The sequence below is a fragment of the Achromobacter sp. genome, assembly GCF_050285585.1.
Lineage (GTDB): Bacteria > Pseudomonadota > Gammaproteobacteria > Burkholderiales > Burkholderiaceae_B > Achromobacter.
In genome coordinates this window covers 65,205-84,926 of the sequence record NZ_JBLZXF010000009.1, presented here as the reverse complement: position 1 = coordinate 84,926, position 19,722 = coordinate 65,205, and the positions used below count along the sequence as shown (strand labels likewise).

The window sequence follows — 19,722 nt, the reverse complement described above, 5'->3', positions numbered from 1 at the left end:
GCACCGTGACCAATGTGGCGGTGCGCCCCGGCGGCGGCTCCGTCGTGATGACGGAGTCCGCGACGGGGGCGATCCTGGAGGCGCCGTTGCCGGACTGAGCTCCCTACGCCAGCAGCTTGACGATGGCGGGTACCGAGAGCACAGCGGTGTAGTAGCCCATGAACTGGACCCCGGTGTTGAAGCCGAACAGGCGCGACAGCAGCCCGCCGAACAGGCCCATGGTGAGGATCACGAGCAGGCCCAGGAACTGGCCTTCCCAGACGCTGATCACGATGATCAGGCCCACGAAGGTGGCGATGATGGCTTCGTGGCTGACCTTGCGCGATACGAACAGGGCGGCGCGGCGCGCGAAGTTCATGGCGAAGGGGTACGACACCACCGCCGCCAGCAGCACGGCCAGCATGCCGTAGCCCAGGAACTCCCAGTGACTCAGCAGATTGTGCAGGTTGTGCGTCTGGCCGGTGGCGGCGTCCACCGTGAAGCGCGGCGGCGCATTGAACAGCGGCGCGGCGGGGCCCGCGGCCACCGGACTCAACGGCAGGCCGAAGGCGATCAGGGGAATGAGCGCCTCGGCGATATAGGTAGCCTCGGTGACGCCGTTGCGCGCGCTCAGCACGGTGGTCAGGCGATGATAGGCGTGCTTGATGCGCGAGCCCACCAGCTCGCCCAGCACCACCGTCATGGCCACGGGACTGAACACGAAGGTTGCGCTCGAGACCGCGGCGGTGGCCAGGGTCCAGCGCGTCTGCGTGCGGTCCATGACCTTCAGCGGGTTGGGGAAGTAGCCCGACCAGCCCTTGACGTCGGGCGCCAGCGAGAACGTGCGGACCTTGTCCCTCAGCATCCGCGAGCGGCCTTGCGGCGAGACCACGGTAAACAGGTCCGCGATCAGCGGCCCGATGGCGATGCCCAGGAAGTAGCTGATGCTCAGTTTCACGCCGTACTTGGCCGTGAGGCTTTGCAGCGCGATGATGACCACGACGAACGGCACCAGCAGCGCCACCGCCGCCCAGCGTCCGGCCGAGAAATAGGCGATGAGGACCGCTGCGGCCAGGAAGATCCAGGGCGCGGACTTGGTGATGGCCGCGCCGAATGGCGCCAGCAGCACCGCGAACAGCACGGCTAGCGGGACCGCGACGAAGGCGGCGACGATGGCGCCCGACACCATTTTTCGCAGCGCGATGTGCGGCACGCCCAGCTTGCGCAGCATGTTCGCGTCCTGCAGCAGCGGCGTGGCGAGGGTGTCGCCGGGGATGCCCAGCAGCGCGGTCGGCACGGCGTGGGTCATGTGCTTGGCGACGGCGCCGGCGAGGAAGAAGGTGAAGACGCCCGCGGGCGGCACGCCCAGCAGCACCACCAGCAGGGTCAGCGGCGCCAGCGTGGTGGTTTCGTCGGTGCCGGACACCAGGCCGATGGCCGCGAATACCACCGCGCCCAGCAGGCCCATCGCGGCCGCCACCATGATCTGTTCGAGAAGAATGGGGTCGCTCATGCCAGGGCCTCCTTGCCCGCGGCTTGCGGAGAGGGCGCGCGCGCGGACGGCTGGGACGCTTCGGCCGCGGGTTCCGCGAAGAGCGCGTACAGGTCCAGGTCCTTCAGTTCGCGCACGACCGGTTCGGGCAGGTCGGCGAGCGTGCCCAGCCCGCCGGGCTGCTCGGCCAATTCGGCCAGCACTTCGGCGCGCCAGGCCGGGTCGTGCGTGGAGCTGTGCTCGACGACTTCGCGCTTGGGCGGGAACAGCCGGGCGCAGATGATGCCCGCCAGCACGCAGCCCGCCAGGCCGGCCAGCATGGCGTAGGCGTGGGCCAGCTCGGGGGACGCCACGATGCCGCGCAGCCAGCGGCTGGCGGCATAAAAGCCCGCCACGCTGATGGCGATGCCGATGCCGATGGCCCAGGCGAGGTGGCGCAGGTCCACCGTGTCGCTCCAGACCTCCGCCAGGCGCGTGGAAGGCGCCGGGGTGTTCGGGTTCATGTCTCTCTCCTCTGTGGTCGGGCGGCGCTCGGGGAATCCAGGCGCCGCCTCGGTTTTCTTGCCGCCGGTCCGATGCAGAAGGCTCCCCTTTGGGGCAGCCAGGCCGCGCGGCGGTCGCGGCCCGGGTCTTGGGATCGATCTTTACCGGGCCGGGGCCTGGCGCGGATCGCGCAGCTCTTGCAGCAGCGCCAGGGCCCGGTCGGTGCGGACGTCCCGCTCCGCCGCCATGCGCTTGGCGATGGTGTCGATCTCGGCGCCGGTCGCGCCCGCCACCAATGCGATGTTGCGGGCGTGCAGCGCCATGTGGCCGCGCTGTATGCCTTCGGTGGCCAGCGCGCGCAGCGCGCCCAGGTTCTGCGCCAGGCCGACGGCCACGGCGACCTCACCCAGTTCCTGCGCGGAACGCACATCCATGATCTTCAGCGCCAGCCGGGCCAGCGGATGCGTTTTGGTGGCGCCGCCGACCAGGCCCACGGGCATGGGCATCTCGATGGAGCCGACCAGCGCGCCCGAGCCGTCCTTCTCCCAGTGAGTCAGCGATGTGTAGCGGCCCGAACGGCTCGCGTAGGCGTGGGCTCCCGCTTCCACCGCGCGCCAATCGTTGCCGGTGGCGACGATGACGGGGTCGATGCCGTTCATGATGCCCTTGTTGTGCGTTGCGGCGCGATAGGGGTCGATGGCGGCGAAAGTATAGGCGTCCAGCACGCCCTCGATGATGTCGGCGCCGCTGCGCTCCTTGGTGTCCAGCGCCTGGGGCGTCAGGCGCACGCGGGCCCGGGCCAGGCGCAGGTCGGCCAGGTTGGACAGGATGCGCAGGCGCACGGACCCGCCGGCGATTTCCTCGACCAGCGGCGCCACCGCTTCGGCCATGGTGTTGACGGTGTTGGCGCCCATCGCGTCGCGCACGTCCACGATCAGGTGCATCACGATCATGGGGCCGCGCGGCGTGTCGGGGAAAACGTGCACGTCGATGTCCTGGCAGCCGCCGCCCAGTTCGATCAGGACTTTGTCGCGGCCATTGGCCAGCGCGACGATGCGCTCGCGTTCTCGCAGCAGGGCGAGGCGCGCGCCGTGCGGATCGCTCAGGCCCAGCACCTGCACCTGCGCCCGCATCAACGGACGGGTGCTGGACGTTTCGAAGCCGCCGCATTCGCGCGCCAGCTTGGCCATATAGGATGCGGCGGCGACCACGGAGGGTTCTTCGACCGCCATGGGCACCAGCACGTCGCGGCCGTTCACCTGGAAGTTGCCGGCCACGCCCAGCGGCAGCTCGAACGAGCCGATGACGTTCTCGATCATGCCGTCCGCCCGGTCCATGCCGAGCGCGCCGGGAGCGGCCAGCAGCTGGCGTTCCTCGGGGGTGAGTCCGACGTTGTCCGCGATGGCGGACAGGCGCTGGGCGGGGGTGAGGGCGCGGAAGTTGGGCAGGCGTGAATCGGCCACGATGGCGTGTCTCCATATCAGAATCAAGTGGCCTGATTCTAGGTAAACTGTACCGCTATTGAGAGGTACAGTTTGGGCAAACAGTACCATTGCACTGCACCAATTTCGATGATGCCCGGCAGGACTTCCCGCATGGAACAAGCATTACTTCGCGGCAGGCCGCAACGCGCCGCCCCGATAGCCGAAAGCCTGGCCAGGCTGATCGGCCAGCAGATCGCCGACGGCGTCTACCGTCCCGGAGACAAACTGCCGTCCCTGCGCGAATTGGCGCAGTTGCACCGGTACGCGAAGAACACGGTGGTGGTTGCGTTTGAAATGCTGGTCGCGCAGGGCCTGGTGGAGCCGCGCCGGGGATCCGGCTTTTTCGTGCTGGAGACGGGCGGGACGCGCCAGGCGGCGGAAGAGGAGCCTGGGCAACTGAGCCGGGCCATGGATATCGTGTGGCTGATGCGCGAGCAGTTGAAGACGCAGCCTGACGCGGTTGCGGTCGGCGATGGCTTTCCACCGGTGGAATGGCTGGCCGACATGCGCATGGATCGCTACCATCAGAAGGTCGTGCGCACGGGCCTGGGGGCCTTGTTCCGCTACGGCAGCCGTTTCGGCTATGCGCCGTTGCGGGAAAGCCTGGTGCGCAAGCTGGGCGACGTGGGGATCAACGCAGCGCCGCCGCAACTGGTGCTGACGCATGGCGCGAACGAGGCCATGGACCTGGTGATCCGCTATTTCGTGCCGCCGGGCGCCTCGGTGCTCGTGGACAACCCGGGCTACTATCCGCTGTTCGGCAAGCTGAAGCTGGCGGGGGCGCGCATGCTGGGCGTGCCGCGTTTGTCCGACGGGCCCGACATCGCCGCGCTCGAAGCGTTGCTGCAAACGGAAAAGCCGCGCCTGTTCTTCACCCAGTCGCTGGCGCACAATCCCACGGGCTCGGACATCTCGCCCGCCAAGGCCTACAAAGTGCTGCAACTGGCGGAGCGCCACAATCTGACGGTGGTCGAGAACGACCCGCTGGCCGATTTCAAGCCGACTTCCGCCGTGCGCCTGTCGGCGCTGGACCAGCTCGAACGCACCATCTACATCGGCAGTTTTTCCAAGTCATTCTCCGCGGCGCTGCGCGTGGGCTTCATCGCCTGCAACGCCGCGCTGGCGAGCGACCTGGCCGACCTCAAGGCGCTGGTGCACGTCAGCAGCTCCGAATACTGCGAACGCATGGTGGACGTGATGTTGCGCGAGGGCCATTACGAGCGGCACCTGGTCAGGCTGCGCCAGCGGCTGGAGGCCGCTACCGGCCAGGCGCTGCAGGTGCTGGATGCGCTGGGCGCCAAGGTGTTCACGCGCCCGACCAGTTCGCTGTACCTGTGGACGGCGTTCCCGGGAGTGGACGATACGCTTGCCCTGGCCGCCGAACTCATGCCGGAGAAGATCATCATGGCGCCCGGCCGGGTATTCAACGTGGACCCGACGGCGGTATCGCCCTGGTCGCGGTGCAACGTCGGGGCCATCGGATCGCCGCGGTTCCACGCGACGTTGCAGCGGCGCCTGGCTCAGCGATAGTCGAACGCTTCGAACCATTGCCGCATCAGGGCTTCGGCCTGCGCGCTCAGGTTGCGCACCGGCGGCGAGTCGGGCGAGCGGCGCGCGCCCTGCACGGCGAAGCGGCGCACGCCGCGGCGGGCGAGTTCGCGCGCCAGGGCAAGCAGCCGGGTTTCGTCCAGCCAGTCGGGATGCCAGGTGATCCGGCATTCGAAATCCCGGCCCGCGGACAGCAATTGCGACAGGCAGGCCTGGGCGGGGCGTTCGGAGTCGCGGCGGCCGGTAATGTCGTCGTAGCCCTGGGAATCGGCCTTGATGTCCAGCCCGACCCAGTCCAGGTGGCGCAGCACATCGGCCAGTCTCAGGGGGTAGATCCCCGCGGTATGCAGGCCGACCCGGTAGCCCATGCGCCGGACGTCGCGGATCATTTGCGGCAGGCGCGGCTCGCTCAGGGGTTCGCCGCCGGAGAAAACGACCGCGTCGAGCAGGCCCTTGCGGGTTTCCAGGAAGGCGCGCATGTCGCGCCAGTCGTAGCGGGCGGCGCGGGTCTGAAGTTCGGTGTTGTGGCAGTAGTGGCAGCGCCAGGGGCAGCCGGCGATGAAGACGACGGCGGCCAGTTTCCCGGGCCAGTCCACGGTGGAAAAGGGCACCAGCCCGCCCACGGCGTGGGCGTGCCGGGGCAGGGGCTGGGCGACCGGCTGCGGCGGCGCCGCGTAGGCGGGCCTGGCGGCCTGCCGGCGCGTGGCCGCAGCGGCCCCCGGCCCGGGGGCCGGGGCGGGTTGCGCACCCTCAGGCGCGGCGTTCGACGAAGAAGCGGCGTTCATTGAATTCGCCTTGTTTGCCGGTGTTGAAGGAGGCGACGGGGCGGTGGTAGCCCATGACGCGGGTCCAGATCTCGCAGCGCACGCGTTGGCTGTCGTCCAGCTTCGGGGCGGAAGCGGCGGCGACGTCGGGAGCGATCAAGGTTTGCATGGAGGTTCCTTTTGAGAGGGAGCCGGGCGCAGGCCCGGCGGGTCGGCGCTAGGCCGGGGCGCAGCATGCCGATTGCTTGGCGAGCAGCTCGGCATCGCATTTGGGGCAGAACTCGTGGCGTCCCGCCAGGTAGCCATGGTTGGGGCAGATGGAGAACGTGGGCGTGATCGTGATGTAGGGCAGGCGGAAGTTCGACAGCGCGCGGCGCACCAGCTCCTTGCAGGCGCCGGCGGACGACACGGCTTCGTTCATGTACAGGTGCAGCACCGTGCCGCCGGTGTACTTGCCCTGCAGCGTTTCCTGCAGTTCCAGCGCATGGAACGGATCGTCGGTATGGCCCACCGGCAGCTGGCTGGAGTTCGTGTAATAGGGTTGCGATTCGCTGCCGGCCTGCAGGATGGCGGGATAGCGCTTCCTGTCTTCGCGGGCGAAGCGGTAGGTGGTGCCTTCGGCGGGCGTGGCCTCCAGGTTGTACAGGTGACCCGTCTGTTCCTGGAATTCGGTCATGCGCGCGCGCACGCGGTCGAGCAGCCTGACCGCCATGGCGTGGCCCGCCGCCGTGGTGATGTCTTCGGCGTCGTCCGTGAAGTTGCGGATCATTTCGTTGATGCCGTTCACGCCCAGGGTGCTGAAGTGGTTGCGCAGCGTGCCCAGGTAGCGGCGGGTGTAGGGATACAGCCCCTGGTCGATGTAGCGCTGCACCACCTTGCGCTTGGTTTCCAGCACGTCGCGGCCCAGTTCCAGCAGGTGGTCCAGCCGTTGCATCAGCCTGGCCTCGTCGCCGCGGCAGGTATAGCCCAGGCGGGCGCAATTCACGGTGACCACGCCCACCGAGCCGGTCTGCTCGGCCGATCCGAACAGGCCGTTGCCGCGCTTTAGCAGCTCGCGCAGGTCCAGCTGCAGGCGGCAGCACATGGAGCGCACCATATGCGGCTCCAGGTCGGAGTTCAGGAAGTTCTGGAAGTAGGGCAGCCCGTAGCGCGCCGTCATCTCGAAGAGGCGTTCGGTGTTGGGATGGTCCCAATCGAAGTCGGGCGTGATGTTGTAGGTGGGAATGGGGAAGGTGAAGACGCGGCCCTTCGCATCGCCCGCCATCATGACCTCGATGTAGGCGCGGTTGATCATGTCCATCTCGGCCTGGAGCTCGCCATAGGAAAACGGCATTTCCTCGCCGCCCACATAGGGGATCTGTTCTTTGAGGTCGGCCGGGCAGGTCCAGTCGAAGGTGAGGTTGGTGAAGGGCGTCTGCGTGCCCCAGCGGCTGGGCACGTTCAGGTTATAGATGAGTTCCTGCATGGCCTGCTTTACGTCCGCGTAGGTCATCGCGTCGCGGCGGATGAAGGGAGCCATGTAGGTGTCGAAGGAACTGAAGGCCTGCGCGCCGGCCCATTCGTTCTGCAGCGTGCCCAGGAAGTTGACGATCTGGCCGATGGCGGCGGACATATGGCGCGGCGGCGTGGCTTCCACCTTGCCGGGAATGCCGTTGAAGCCTTCGGTCAGCAGTTGGCGCAGCGACCAGCCCGCGCAGTAGCCGCTGAGCATGTCCAGGTCATGGATGTGGATGTCGCCCTCGCGGTGGGCGTGCCCGGCCTCGGGCGCGAACACGTTCGACAGCCAATAGTTGGCGGTGACCTTGCCGGCCACGTTCAGGATCAGGCCGCCCAGGCTGTAGCCCTGGTTGGCGTTGGCGTTGACGCGCCAGTCGCGCTGCTCCAGGTATTCCTCCATGGCGCTTTCCACGTCGACCAGCGTATGGCGCAGCGAGCGCAGCCGGGCGTGCTGCTCGCGGTACACGATGTAGGCGCGCGCGGTGCGCCAGTGGCCTGCCTGAACGAGGATTTCCTCGACGCGGTTCTGGATGGTTTCCACGCCTGGGCAAGGCTGGTCCGCCAACGAGGCAATGACGGCATCGGTCAGCGCGCGCGCGCCCGCCAGGTCCAGTTCCCCGGTGCTTTGTCCCGCCGCCGCCATGGCCTGGGCGATCTTGTCGCGGTCGAACGCCGCGACGCGGCCGTCGCGCTTGAGAATGTGCTGGATATGCATGACTGACACCATATGTAGTAGGGTTTGAAAACTCTACCACCACATATGGTGATTCAGACGCGCCTCGACGGCGAGATCTCAGCCTGGATTGATGCGTGTCAAACTCGCGGGCGGGGCTTGTGCCGGGCCCTTGCCCGGCAACCGGCCCTAGAAGCCGATGCCGATTCCGGCCAGCGATATCGCCACGGCCAGCGCGGCGGCGCGCGCCGCCGGGCGCGGCGCCCACGACAGCATTCCGACCCACAGCAGGGCGCCGGCGGACAGCCAGCCCAGCCAGGCCACGACCCCCACGGTATTGCCCCACAGGGCGACGCAGGGCAGCAGGGCCAGCGCCAGCAAGAGCACGCCGCCTCCGCGCAGCACCCGGGTATGGCCCGAGGACGGGTCGCGGCCCCAGACCTGGTCGTAGTGGCGCGGCATGGCCAGGCTCAGGCAGGCCATGCCCGAATACGTCAGCAGCAGGGCCATGGAAATGGCGTAAAGGTCGTTGGAATTCATGCCGCTGCCCTTTCGTTCGAGCGGGATTTGCGCTGGGGCTGCGCCGATGCGGGCCGCTTCCACAAACGGAGGGCCGCCCAGCCCGATAGTACGCCGAAAGCGATGGCGCTCAGTTCGACGCCCGCGCTTTCCCAGTCGCCGCGCGCGATCTGCGCATAGGGATGGTCGCCCAGGGTGGCGTACGACAGCAACGGCAGCAGCAGGCACAGCGCGGACAGCACGGCCAGTTGCGTGATCCACGCCCGGCGCGGGCTGCACAGCCAGGCATGGGCCAGGGTCAGCGCCCAGACCAGGAAGAAGCAGCGCAGTTCCCATGCGGCGCGGTTCTCCAGGCCGACGGGCAGCAGGCGGTTGGCCCAGAAGTAGCCGATGCAGGCGATGGAGAGCCCGGCCAGCGCGGCCACGTTGAGCCCTTCGATCAGACGGTAGACCCGCGCCGTGGCGCCGCCGAACTCGCCGCCGAGCTTGGCCCGGCGCTTGACCATGAACAGCACCGCGCCGGTGCCCATGATGGCGGCGCCGGCCAGGCCGCAGATGAAGTACAGCCACTGGATGGCCAGTCCGCCGAACTTCGCCATGTGCAGGTCGCCCATCACCTGGCGCGTCAGGGCGGGCGCACCGCCCAGCACGTCGCCGGACGGCCGCAGGCGCAGCAATTCGCCGCTGGCGGAAAACTCCGCCATCCCGGTGGTGGCGCTGATGTTGCGGAAGGTGTCCGCGTCTTCGTTCCAGCCATAGACGCCGATCCGCATGGAACTGTCTTCCGGGTTGCGGATGACGATGGCGCGGGCCGTCTGCCCCATCAGGCGTTCGCCATGCGCCACGATGGGTTCCAGCGCTGGCATCGCCTGCGCCACCCCGCTGCGCGCGAGCTTTTCCTCGCCTTCCATTTCCATCAGGTAGTGGCGGAAGGCTTCGGGGCCGGCGCCGTAGGTCGCGGCGATAGGGGCGGGCATCAGCGTGGAACTGGAGATCACGATGCCGGTGTAGGCGATCATGAACTGGAAGGGCAGGGTCAGCACCGCCACCGCGTTGTGCGCGTCCAGCCATGAACGCTGGCCCTTGCCGGCGCGGAACGTGAAGAAATCCTTGAAGATGCGCTTGTGCGTGACCACGCCCGTAATCAGGGCGACCAGCATCGCCATGGTGGCGAAGGCGACGATCCACAGGCCCAGCCCGGCGTCGTGCAGGGTGTAGTGGAAGTCGACGAAATGCTGCCCGCCGAGCGTGGCCCGGCCTTCCTCCTCGTGGTGTTCGTCCAGTTCGGCGCCGGTGGCCGGATCCAGCTCGGCGTCCGCGTACATGCCGTTCTTGTCGAACCAGTACGCCGTCAGGCCGTTGCCGTGGGAGCGGTTGACGGGCCAGATTTCCCACATGCCCTCGCCGGCATGGTGGCGGGCCATGTAGTCCACCGCCAGCTCCAGGCGCCGCGCCCGGTCCACTGGCGCGCCTTCCTGCTGCGCGGCCAGCGCCTCCGCTTCATGGTGCTCGGGCGTCATCCAGTGCGTGATGGGTTCGGAAAAAACGGCGAGCGAACCGGTAAGGAATACGGCGAACAGCAGCCAGGAGAACCACAGGCCGACCCAGGTGTGGAGCCAGGCCATGGACAGGCGGAAACCGGATTTCAGGGCGAGCCTCTTTCTTGTGATGCCGCCGCGTTAGCCGGGCAGTCTGGTTTTATTGAGAATGGTTCTGATTCTAATCTAAATGGGCGCGGGGAGGTGGGCGCGACACGGTCTTTGTATTTTCTGCACGCGCCGGCCGGCGCCTGGCGGCGACGCCGCGGGCGGCTCGCCCGGGAGCCGGGCCGGGCACGAGGGTTGCTGGGCAGCCGTTCCAAGCCGCAAGGCCGCCGGCTCGCGGCGGCGGTGTCGCGATATGACCCATGGAGAAGGAGCGCCCAATGAAACGCAAAGCCGGAAATGCCCCGCAGATCGAGGAATTGCTGTACCAGGCCCTGGAAACCGAGATAGGGGGATTGAACGTGTACGAGACCGCGGTGTCCTGCGCGGTCAACGAGGACCTGAAGAAGGAATGGCTGGAATACCTGGAGGAAACGCGCACGCACCGCCGCGTTCTGCTGACCGTGTTCGAGCAACTGGGCCTGGATCCGGAGCGCCAGCCGCCAGGCAGGGAAGTGGTGCGCCATATCGGCGAGTCGCTGGTCAAGGCGATGAGGATGGCGATCGCCGCGGGCGATGCCAACGCCGCCCAACTGGTCGCGGCCGAATGCGTGGTGCTGGCCGAAACGAAGGACCACGCGAACTGGACGCTGATCGGCGTGATCGCCGACCAGCACGGCGGCGTGGAGGGCAAGGTACTCAAACAGGCCTATGACGCTGTCGTCACCGACGAGGAACACCATCTTTATCACACGAAAGGCTGGTCCCGGGAACTGTGGATCGACGCCCTGGGTTTCCCCGCCGTGCTGCCGCCTCCCGAAGAGGTCAAGCAGGTGGAGTCAGCGATCGGCGCGTCCCGCGCCGAGCAGGCGCGCGACAAGATGCTCAGCCACTAGGAGACCCGCCATGCCCAGCAAGAAATCCGCAGGAAAGCCTGCCGCGGCTTCCGCCGTGGAGACCGCCTATCTGAATACCGATAGCGGGCCCGCTTCGGGGCCGGCAGGCGCCGCGCGGCGTCCGGCGTTGAAGCGGGCCGCGTCCGTGCAAGCCACGGCCGGCGCCATCCCGCATAACGCCGGCAAGGCGGCGGAGTATGGCGAGGAAGCCGCCCGCCGCCCCTATGCCGGCACGGTGGCGCCGGCGCCGGATCCTTCCGTCGGGGCCAGCTCCCTGTCCGAAGGCGAGGCGTCCGGGAAGACCAACGGCCCCGCGGCGCCCGGTGTGAATGCCGCGGACGGCCGGTTGGAGCGCGTGCGCGCGGACGCCACCGGCCAGGCGCTGACCACGAACCAGGGCGTGCGGGTCAGCGACAACCAGCACACGCTCAAGGCGGGCTTGCGGGGGCCGGCCCTGCTGAAGGACTTCGTCCTGCGCGAGAAGATCACCCACTTCGACCATGAACGCATCCCGGAGCGCATCGTGCACGCCCGCGGCTCCGCGGCGCATGGCTATTTCGAATGCCTGCGTCCGCTTGCCGACCTGACCGTTGCGGCGCCGTTCGCCGAGAAGGGCAAGCGCACGCCGGTCTTCGTGCGCTTCTCGACCGTGGCCGGGGAGCGCGGTTCCAAGGACACCGCGCGCGACGTCCGCGGCTTCGCCGTGAAGTTCTATACCGAAGAGGGCAATTGGGATCTGGTCGGCAACAATATGCCGGTGTTCTTCATCCAGGATGCGATGAAATTCCCGGACCTGGTGCACGCCGTCAAGCCGGAGCCCCATCATGGCATGCCGCAGGCCGCCTCCGCGCACGACACGTTCTGGGATTTCGTGTCGCTGATGCCGGAATCCACCCACATGCTCATGTGGCTCATGTCGGATCGCGCCATTCCGCGCAGCTTCCGGATGATGCAGGGCTTCGGCGTGCATACTTTCCGGTTTGTGAACGCCGCCGGCGAATCGCGGCTGGTGAAGTTCCACTGGAACCCGGTGCTGGGGACGCATTCCCAGGTATGGGACGAGGCGGTCAAGGTGTCCGGCGCCGATCCCGATTTCCACCGGCGCGACCTCTGGGAAGCCATCGATGCGGGCAATGGCCCGCAATGGGAGCTGGGCGTGCAGGTCTTCACCGAGGAGGAGGCGGAGCGGTTCAGCTTCGACGTGCTGGACCCCACCAAGATCGTGCCGGAGGAACTGGTGCCGGTGGTGCCCGTCGGCAGGATGGTGCTGGACCGCAATCCCGACAATTTTTTCGCCGAGACGGAGCAGGTCGCCTTCTGCGCGGCGCACGTGATCCCGGGGCTGGATTTCACCAACGACCCCTTGCTGGCCGGACGCATCCATTCCTACGTGGACACGCAGATATCGCGGCTGGGCGGCCCGAATTTCCACGAGATCCCGATCAACGCGCCGCTGGCTCCCGTGCAGAACAACCAGCGCGACGGCATGCATCGCCAGGCCATCCATCGCGGCCGGGTGGCGTACGAGCCGAACTCGTTGGCGGGAGGCTGTCCTTTTCAGGCCGGCACGGACGGCTTCGTGTCCTTCCCCGAGCCGGTGGCGGGCGACGAGCTGCGCGGCCACCCGGAGAAATTCGCCGAGCACTACAACCAGGCCACCCTGTTCTATGCCAGCCAGACAGATTGGGAGCGGCGCCACATCGCCAGCGCGTTCGCCTTTGAACTCAGCAAGGTGACCGTTCCCGCCGTGAGGCGGCGCATGGTCGCCTCACTGCGCAATGTGGACGACGGGCTGGCGCGGAGCGTGGCGGATGGGCTGGGCATGGAGTTGCCGGATCCATTGCCGCGCGCGATCGCCCGCCCGCCCAAGCCGGAGGTCGACGTTTCTCCCGCCCTGTCCCTGACGGCAAGGCCCGGGGACGGCGGCGTCGCCACGCGCAAGATCGCCATCCTGGTGGCGCAGGGCGTGGACGCCAAGGCCGTGTCGGCCGTTGCCGATGCGTTGATCGGCGCGGGCGCGGTCGTCAGACTGGTGGGCCAGCGGATCGGGCCCCTGGCGGCGGAAGGAGGCTCGACGCTGGACGCCGACGCGTCGCTGGACAACCAGCCGTCGGCATTGTTCGACGGGGCGGTCGTGCCCGGCGGCGGGCCGGCCGCCGAGCGCTTGCGCGCCGACGGGCGGGCGCTGGAGTTCCTGCGCGATGCTTACCGCCACGGCAAGACGCTGATGGGCATGGGCGAAGGCAAGCAGCTGTTCGCCGCGGCCGGCATCGAGCCGGACGAGGCCGACGCCGGCCTCTTGCTGGTGGACGGAGCGCCGGGCGACAGCGCGCCCATGTTTATCGAGGCGCTGGCCCGCCACCGCCATCCCCAACGGGAGTCCAGCCCGCCCGCGGTGTAGGGGCGGGCGCCCGTCTGCGCATATTGACAAGGCGGGGCCGCGTGCCAATACTTGCCCTGGCAAGTCGGGGCGAGCGCGCGTGGCGCTTGCCGTCCTCAAACCAGGAGGCTGTATGCGTCGCGTATCCGCTTTGCCATGCAAGATTCACGGTTGGCTGTGGGCCAGCCTTTTTTTATGGGCGGCGTCGTTCGGTCTGGCGGCCCAGGCCCGCGCGGACTCGGCCGCCCAGATCGGCCGCGAAGCCCAGGCCGCGCTGGAACGGCTGTACCACCAGGAGCCCAAGACGCGGATGCTGGGGGAGAAGGCGGTCGCGGTGCTGGTATTTCCCAGCATCCTGAAAGGCGGGCTGCTGGTCGGCGCGGAGCATGGCGACGGCGCGCTCCTGCGGCGCGGCAAGGCCAGCGCCTACTACACGATATCGGCGGTGTCGTTTGGCCTGCAGGCGGGCGCGCAGAAGTTCGGCTATGCGCTCTTCTTCATGAACGAGGCGGCCCTGACGTTCCTGGACCAGAGCGACGGCTGGTCGCTGGGATCGGGCCCGACCCTGGTCATGGTGGACGAGGGCTATGCGGCCAGCATTACCACCACCACCCTGACCCAGGACGTCTACGCCGTGCCCTTCGGCGAGCAGGGGCTGATGGCCGGCGTGGGCCTGGAAGGATCCAAGATCAGCCAGGCCGATCCCAGCTGATTCCCGCGGCGCCCGGCGCATGCGGGCCCGGCGCCGGCGTCAGTCCAGCGTGATGCCGGCGCGCGCGGCCACGTCGCCAAAGGTGCGCAGTTCTTTCGCGATCTGCGCCTGGAAGGCCGGCGCGGGCAGATAGACGGGATCCAATGCCAGGTCCGCGACCGATTTGCGCACTTGCGGGTCCTCCATGATCTCCGACACGGCGCGGCTCAGCGTCTGCACGACCGGGGCGGGGGTGCGCGCCGGGGCGACCAGGCCGTACCAGCCGACGAAGGAGACGTCCGGCATGCCGGCTTCCGCGAACGTCGGCACGTCGGGCAATTGCGGCATGCGGCGTTCGCCCGTTACCGCCAGCGCGCGCACTTTGCCGGCGCGGGCCTGCGGCGCGGCGGACGACACCGTGTCCACGCCCAGGTCGACTTCGCCGCCGATCATGGCGGTGACCAGCTGGGCGCTGCCCTTGTAGGGCACCGGCATCATCTTGGCGCCCGCGGCCTCGGCGAACATCTCTCCGGCCAGGTGGGGCGCGGATCCGGCGCCGAAGGTGCCGTACATCAGTTCGCCCTTGGCGCTGCGCTGCCGCGCCAGCGCGGCGGCTTCCTGCACGGTGCCGGCTTCCAGGCCATTTTTTGCCAGCAGCACCACGGGCGCCATGGCGACGATGGCGATGTGTGCGTAGCTGCGTTCCGGATCGTAGGGCAGGCTGGCCTTGAGGGCCGGCAGCACGGTGTAGGTCGTGCTGCCCGACAGCATCAGCGTGTAGCCGTCCGGCTGGGCGCGCGCCGCGGCCTCCGCCCCGATCACGGTGGACGCGCCCGGCCGGTTTTCGACGATGACGGCCTGGCCCAGCTTGCCCGACAACTTGTTGGCCAACAGGCGGGCTACCGCGTCCGTCGCCCCGCCTGGCGTGAAGGGCACGACGATCTTGATCGCCTGCTCCGGATAGGCCGCTTGCGCGGCGCCCGCGAGCGTCGCAAGAGACAGGGAGAACGCCGCCGCGGCGGCACGCAATTTGACGGTCATGACGGGAGTCCGGTCAGGTTGGAGTGGAGGCCGGCGCGGCCGCCTGGCGCAGGGCGGCGCCTTGGTCGCCCAGATCCCAGAACAGGCCGGCCATGATCGCCAGGCCCTCGCGCGCGACGCTGCCCAGCAGGTGCTCGTTCGGCGCATGCTGGGCGCAGGCGGGGTATGAGTGCGGCACCCACAGAGTGGGCAGGCCGAGCAGGTCCGCGAAAATATCGTTGGGCAGGGAACCCCCCAGGTTGGGCAGCAGCGCGGGCCGCTTGCCGGTCGTGCGCTCCAGCGAGGCGGCGGCCCAGCGCACCCACGGGTTGTCGGGCGACAGGCGGGTGGCGCCGGCCTGCATCCCCACGCGGACCTCGATGCCGTCGAAGCCGCCGGCCCGCAGATGTTCCCTTACGTGCGTTTCCAACGCCCGCCAGTCGGTGCCGACGACAAAGCGCAGTTGGCACCAGGCCGAGGCGTCGGGCGGGATCGCATTGACGGGCTTGGCCGGATCGCCGGCGCCGAAGGTCAACACGTCCAGGCTGTTCCACCCGAACACCTTTTCGGGGGCGGTCAGTCCGGGTTCGCCCCAATGCGCGTCGATCCGGGGATCGTCCTCGCCGCCGCCCACTTCCAGGTCGGCCAGCGCGGCGGCCACCGCCTCGGGAATGGGGGGCGGGCGCAGCCCTGGGACGGCGATGCGGCCGCGCGCGTCGACCAGCGTGGCGATCGCGTGCGCCAGCACGATGGCCGGATTGGCCAGCAGGCCGCCCCAGTTGCCCGAGTGGTAGCCGCGTTCGCGCGCCCGCAGCTTGAGCTCGAAATTCACCGCGCCGCGCGAACCCATGAAAAGCGTGGGGCGCTGCGCGTTCAGGCGCGGCCCGTCGCTGGCGATGAACACGTCGGCCGACAATGCTTCGCGCTGGGCCTCGCAGAAGGCCGCCAGTCCGGGCGAGCCGGCTTCCTCGCCCGTTTCGATGAGCCAGATGGTGTTGAAACCCAGCTTGCCGCCGCGCGCGGCGATCACCTGCCGCAGGGCTTCCAGGTTGATGCTGTGCTGCCCCTTGTTGTCGGCGGTGCCGCGTCCGTACCAGCGGTCGCCCTCGACCTGCAGGCGCCAGGGATCGCGGCCCGCGTCCCACTTGGCGGCGTTGCCGCGCACCACGTCGCCATGCCCATACATCAGCACGGTGGGCAGCCCCGGGGCCTCTTCGCGGCGCGCCAGCAGGATGGGCAGGTCCACGCCGGCCGGATTGGCATGGACCCGGCAGGCGAAGCCCAGCTCGCGCAACCGGGGAACCAGCTCTTCGTTCAGGTAGGCATGCTGCGCGGGCGCCTGTTCGGGCACTTCGCTTTCGGTCGCGTAGGCAACGCGCCGGGCCAGCGCGGCCTGGAGCGCGCCGCTGTCGTAGGAGTCCAGGGCGAGGAGGAGGGCTTGTTCGCGGATCACGTCATGGTTGCATGAATGTGGAGAGGCACAAAGTTATTACGCTTCATCGCGTGCCACAATTAGATAATTGGCATCCAAGAATTGCCTAAAAGGCATGGATATGAGGGGCATGCATGATTTCGTTGGGCTTGAGGTACTTCCTGGAGGTCGCGCGCTGCGGCTCCATCGCCGGCGCGGCCGCCGCGCAGCACGTGGCGGCTTCCGCCGTCAGCCGGCAGATCTCGAAGCTGGAGGACGGGCTTGGCGTCGTTCTGTTCGAAAGGCAGGCGCGCGGCATGGAACTCAGCGAGGCCGGCCTCCAGCTGGCCGCCTACGCCAACGCCGCCGCGCTGGAGGCCGAGCGCGTCACCACCGAGATCCGCCAGCGCGGACAACTGGGCGACGTGACGATACGGCTGGCCTGCACCGAAGGCTTCGCCCACCGCTTCCTGCCCATGAGCATGGCCGACTTCAAGCGGATCCGGCCGGAGGCGCGCTTCCACCTGCGCGTGGAGCGGCCCGAGGAGGTCAGCCGCCAGGTGCTGGAAGGGCTCTCGCAGATGGCGCTACGCTACACCACGGCGCAGGACGATCGGCTGAAGACCGAGCTGCTGGTCCGCGCGCCGGTCTATGCCGTCATGTGCCGCATGCATCCGCTGGCCGGCCGGCGGAGCGTCGGCATGCGCGACCTGGCCAAGGTGCCGCTGTCGGTGGGCGATCATGGCACGACCGTCAGGCAGTTGTTCGACGCGGCCTGCGCCAACGCGGGCCTGCACATCGAACCCGCATACGTATCGAACCATTCGGCGGCCTTCCTGCCCATGCTGCCGGGCAGTTCCATCGTGGCGCTGTCGGGCTACCTTACCGTGATGGGACAGGAAGAGGCCAGGCTGGTGGCGGTGCCATTCAGCAACCCCGAAATGCGGCAGCGGAGCATCCAGGTGCTGACGCTGCAGGGCCGCACGCTGCCGCCCCTGGCCAGGGAATTCCTGGAATTCATGGCCGCGAGACTGACCATGGCGCCGAAGGCGCCGGAGACGGAGGAATAGACGCCAAGCCCGGCGGCCTCCGCCGCGGCAAGGATAAAATGCGCTTCCGATTCTTCCGCAGCGCGCCGCGCCGCTCCACCAGGTTTCATCCATGCAAGAGAACACACACGAGGCGCTCGCGCGCGAGCTGGACACCGAACGCGCCAGGCTGCGCCTGTGGCGCGAAGTGGAGCCCGTCTACCAGAAGCGGTATGAAGAGGCGCTGGCGCCGCTGGAAACCATGGAAGTCGAGCTGAAGGCGAAGCTGGTGCTGTGTTTCGACCACGCCTGCAAGCAAAAGGAGCTGACGAAGGCGGAGCGCGAACTGGCGTCGGAACTGGCGGCGCAACTGGCGCAGGAGACGCTGTTTGCCCTCGTGCTTGACGGCACGCCGGCGGAATGCGACGTGGAGCGTCTGAAAGCGCTTTACCGCAAGCACGGCGGATCGGACTTCGACGCCGAGGTCGCGGATGAACTCGCGGAGATGGCGGCGATGGCGGCAGCCAGTGCCGCCGCCGTGCCGGAAGCGCCCGATCCGGGGCCGGATACGGCCGCACAACTGGCCGCGGCCAAGCGGGAGCTGGCGGCGGTGGAGCAGCGCTTCATGGCCCGCTACCACTTCGATCCGGACCAAGCGATCGATCCCGCCGATCTGATGGAAGACCTGGCCGCCGAAATCGCCGATGCCGAGGAGTACATCGGCGAACTCGAATTCGAGCTGTCGCAGTTCGTGGATATCCAGCAGGTCAAGGCCTGGCTCAAGGCCATGAAGCAGCAACTGGCGGCCACGCGCCGGCGCGAAGCGCGGCAGTAGCGCGGCGGAAGGCGCCTATTGCGCCGGGCGCCGGGCGGCCTGCACCACGCGCATCGCAGGCGCCGCCGCCTTGCCCGCGTCCGCCCGCGGACGGATCATCAAGGGGAAAAAGCGCCACAGGTACAAGGCGAACGCCAGCGCCCAGGCGGTGGCCGAAGCATGCAGCAGCCCGAGCACGGCCGTGGTGGGCAGCAGGGCGGCCAGGCGCAGCAGCGCCGCCACGATCACCAGCGCATAGCTGGCGACCATGCTGCGGTCCGTCTGCAGCGGCCGGCCCAGGTGGCCCAGCGCCGTGCGCGTCACCATGCCGATGATGAGCCCCGAGAAGCCGGCCACGCCGATCACGTGCGCGGGCCATGCGGTCCGCAGCACGTAGCCGGCCAACTGCGCCGCGCCGACGAGCAGGCCGATTCCCAGCCCGCCGTAGCCCGCGTACAGAATCCACAGCAGCGGCACGCGGCGCACCGCCCAGGGCTTCCAGGAAATCCATTGCGCCAGCGCGATCGCCCCGGTCGCGGCCAGCGCCGCCGCGGCCACTTGCGGCCGGCCCGCCAGCAGGCAGGCGATGGCGACGACGCCCGTGCCCAATTGCCAGTGGCCGCTGCGGGTATGCGGCGGGATGTCCAGGCCTGCCACGGCGCGCTTCGCGAAGAAGGGGATGATGCGGCGGGCGATCAGCAGGGTCAGCACGGCCATGCTCAGCAGGCCCGCGTTGAAGTAGCGCATCAGCGCGAAATAGTCGCCCTGGACCGTGGCCCAGAGATAGAGCGCATTGGTGAGGCCCAGCGCCAGCAGAAGCAGCGGAACGCCATAGTTGCGGCGGTTGCGCGTGACGGCGACGGCGCGGCCCAGCGCGGCGGCGGCCCACAGGAAAAACAGCAGGTCGGCCGCGGCGGCCGCCAGGAATGCCGCCCGTCCGGGGACGAGATAGCCCGCGCGCGCCACGATCCACACCAGGCACAGCGCGGCCAGGGCGTTGCCGCGCAGCGGATTCTTGCCCGTCCAGTTGGCGCCGGCCGTCAGCAGGAAGCCCACGGCGATAGTGGCCACGAAGCCCCACAGCATTTCGTGCGCATGCCAGGGCATGCCGCCTAGCACGCCCGTCAGCAGGGACGGGGCGTGCACCCACAGCAGCACGGACGCCAGCGCCCAGAAGCAGCCGGCCAGGTACAGCGGGCGAAAGCCCATTTCGGTGAAGGCGCGCCATTGCGGGCGGGCGCGGCGCGAGGCCGCGTCAGGTTCTTCGATGGTCAGCAGCGTGCTCACTGGGATTACCTTGATCTGCGCATTCCGGTATTCGCCCCTTGGGGCGGCCCGGCGTGCTCATGGGGCCTGCGGTTTGCGGCCCGCGATTTTAAAAGGTGTATTTCAAATACATA

17 protein-coding genes are annotated in these 19,722 nt (G+C 68.5%); 6 read left to right on the top strand and 11 right to left on the bottom strand.

Features of this window, described 5'->3' with window-relative positions:
* Positions 1 to 103 precede the first annotated feature (103 nt).
* The 3 genes from ACN6PJ_RS14640 to ACN6PJ_RS14630 all read right to left on the bottom strand — a co-directional run bounded on the left by ACN6PJ_RS14640 (position 104) and on the right by ACN6PJ_RS14630 (position 3,420).
* A complete protein-coding gene (locus tag ACN6PJ_RS14640) occupies positions 104 to 1,492 on the bottom strand; it encodes a tripartite tricarboxylate transporter permease (RefSeq protein WP_043548319.1) in 1,389 nt (462 codons plus the stop codon).
* Positions 1,489 to 1,974 carry a hypothetical protein gene (locus ACN6PJ_RS14635; protein ID WP_427996587.1) on the bottom strand — a complete coding sequence of 162 codons (486 nt, stop codon included), beginning with the start codon at positions 1,972 to 1,974 and terminating at the stop codon, positions 1,489 to 1,491. Before ACN6PJ_RS14635 ends, ACN6PJ_RS14640 begins: the two co-directional genes overlap by 4 nt.
* A gap of 141 nt (positions 1,975 to 2,115) precedes the next feature.
* Positions 2,116 to 3,420 (bottom strand): hydroxymethylglutaryl-CoA reductase, degradative, encoded by a 1,305-nt coding sequence (locus ACN6PJ_RS14630; RefSeq protein ID WP_427996726.1) that lies wholly within the window; start codon positions 3,418 to 3,420, stop codon positions 2,116 to 2,118.
* Positions 3,421 to 3,549: 129 nt separating this feature from the next.
* On the opposite strand from ACN6PJ_RS14630, the gene ACN6PJ_RS14625 reads away from it, so the two are divergent.
* The gene (locus ACN6PJ_RS14625; RefSeq protein ID WP_427996586.1) at positions 3,550 to 4,968 is read left to right on the top strand and encodes a PLP-dependent aminotransferase family protein; all 1,419 of its coding nucleotides are present in this window, start codon (positions 3,550 to 3,552) and stop codon (positions 4,966 to 4,968) included.
* Here the strand turns inward: ACN6PJ_RS14625 and ACN6PJ_RS14620 are convergent.
* The 5 genes from ACN6PJ_RS14620 to ACN6PJ_RS14600 form a co-directional block, all read right to left on the bottom strand.
* Entirely contained in the window at positions 4,959 to 5,771 is an 813-nt protein-coding gene (locus tag ACN6PJ_RS14620) for an anaerobic ribonucleoside-triphosphate reductase activating protein (RefSeq protein ID WP_427996585.1), read from the bottom strand. The genes ACN6PJ_RS14625 and ACN6PJ_RS14620 overlap by 10 nt on opposite strands.
* Positions 5,737 to 5,919 (bottom strand): anaerobic ribonucleoside-triphosphate reductase, encoded by a 183-nt coding sequence (gene nrdD / locus ACN6PJ_RS14615; RefSeq protein ID WP_427996584.1) that lies wholly within the window; start codon positions 5,917 to 5,919, stop codon positions 5,737 to 5,739. Before nrdD ends, ACN6PJ_RS14620 begins: the two co-directional genes overlap by 35 nt.
* 48 nt (positions 5,920 to 5,967) lie before the next feature.
* Positions 5,968 to 7,962 (bottom strand): ribonucleoside triphosphate reductase, encoded by a 1,995-nt coding sequence (locus ACN6PJ_RS14610; RefSeq protein WP_427996583.1) that lies wholly within the window; start codon positions 7,960 to 7,962, stop codon positions 5,968 to 5,970.
* Between the two features lie 147 nt (positions 7,963 to 8,109).
* Positions 8,110 to 8,460, bottom strand: coding sequence for a DUF3325 domain-containing protein (locus ACN6PJ_RS14605; protein ID WP_427996582.1), 351 nt, complete (start codon positions 8,458 to 8,460; stop codon positions 8,110 to 8,112).
* Positions 8,457 to 10,064: a PepSY-associated TM helix domain-containing protein gene (locus ACN6PJ_RS14600; protein ID WP_427996581.1), complete on the bottom strand. Its 1,608-nt coding sequence runs from the start codon at positions 10,062 to 10,064 to the stop codon at positions 8,457 to 8,459. The genes ACN6PJ_RS14605 and ACN6PJ_RS14600 overlap by 4 nt, the downstream gene beginning before the upstream one ends.
* A gap of 299 nt (positions 10,065 to 10,363) precedes the next feature.
* Here ACN6PJ_RS14600 and ACN6PJ_RS14595 point away from each other — a divergent pair, with 299 nt between their 5' ends.
* The 3 genes from ACN6PJ_RS14595 (at position 10,364) to ACN6PJ_RS14585 (ending at position 14,070) form a co-directional block, all read left to right on the top strand.
* Positions 10,364 to 10,978 carry a hypothetical protein gene (locus ACN6PJ_RS14595; protein ID WP_427996580.1) on the top strand — a complete coding sequence of 205 codons (615 nt, stop codon included), beginning with the start codon at positions 10,364 to 10,366 and terminating at the stop codon, positions 10,976 to 10,978.
* Between the two features lie 10 nt (positions 10,979 to 10,988).
* The gene (locus ACN6PJ_RS14590; RefSeq protein ID WP_427996579.1) at positions 10,989 to 13,379 is read left to right on the top strand and encodes a catalase; all 2,391 of its coding nucleotides are present in this window, start codon (positions 10,989 to 10,991) and stop codon (positions 13,377 to 13,379) included.
* Between the two features lie 112 nt (positions 13,380 to 13,491).
* Positions 13,492 to 14,070, top strand: a complete 579-nt coding sequence (locus tag ACN6PJ_RS14585) for a YSC84-related protein (protein WP_427996578.1) — start codon at positions 13,492 to 13,494, stop codon at positions 14,068 to 14,070.
* Between the two features lie 39 nt (positions 14,071 to 14,109).
* On the opposite strand, the gene ACN6PJ_RS14580 is transcribed toward ACN6PJ_RS14585, so the two are convergent.
* Together ACN6PJ_RS14580 and ACN6PJ_RS14575 are read right to left on the bottom strand one after the other, a co-directional pair.
* Positions 14,110 to 15,090 carry a Bug family tripartite tricarboxylate transporter substrate binding protein gene (locus ACN6PJ_RS14580; protein WP_427996577.1) on the bottom strand — a complete coding sequence of 327 codons (981 nt, stop codon included), beginning with the start codon at positions 15,088 to 15,090 and terminating at the stop codon, positions 14,110 to 14,112.
* Positions 15,091 to 15,103: 13 nt separating this feature from the next.
* Complete coding sequence (locus ACN6PJ_RS14575) at positions 15,104 to 16,522, bottom strand: M20 family metallopeptidase (protein ID WP_427996576.1); 1,419 nt, start codon at positions 16,520 to 16,522, stop codon at positions 15,104 to 15,106.
* A gap of 113 nt (positions 16,523 to 16,635) precedes the next feature.
* Here ACN6PJ_RS14575 and ACN6PJ_RS14570 point away from each other — a divergent pair, with 113 nt between their 5' ends.
* Together ACN6PJ_RS14570 and ACN6PJ_RS14565 are read left to right on the top strand one after the other, a co-directional pair.
* A complete protein-coding gene (locus ACN6PJ_RS14570; RefSeq protein ID WP_427996575.1) occupies positions 16,636 to 17,550 on the top strand; it encodes a LysR family transcriptional regulator in 915 nt (304 codons plus the stop codon).
* 91 nt (positions 17,551 to 17,641) lie between these two features.
* Positions 17,642 to 18,343 carry a hypothetical protein gene (locus tag ACN6PJ_RS14565; RefSeq protein WP_427996574.1) on the top strand — a complete coding sequence of 234 codons (702 nt, stop codon included), beginning with the start codon at positions 17,642 to 17,644 and terminating at the stop codon, positions 18,341 to 18,343.
* Between the two features lie 15 nt (positions 18,344 to 18,358).
* Here the strand turns inward: ACN6PJ_RS14565 and ACN6PJ_RS14560 are convergent, their stop codons facing one another.
* Positions 18,359 to 19,609, bottom strand: a complete 1,251-nt coding sequence (locus ACN6PJ_RS14560; protein WP_427996573.1) for an NnrS family protein — start codon at positions 19,607 to 19,609, stop codon at positions 18,359 to 18,361.
* Positions 19,610 to 19,722: the final 113 nt, after the last annotated feature.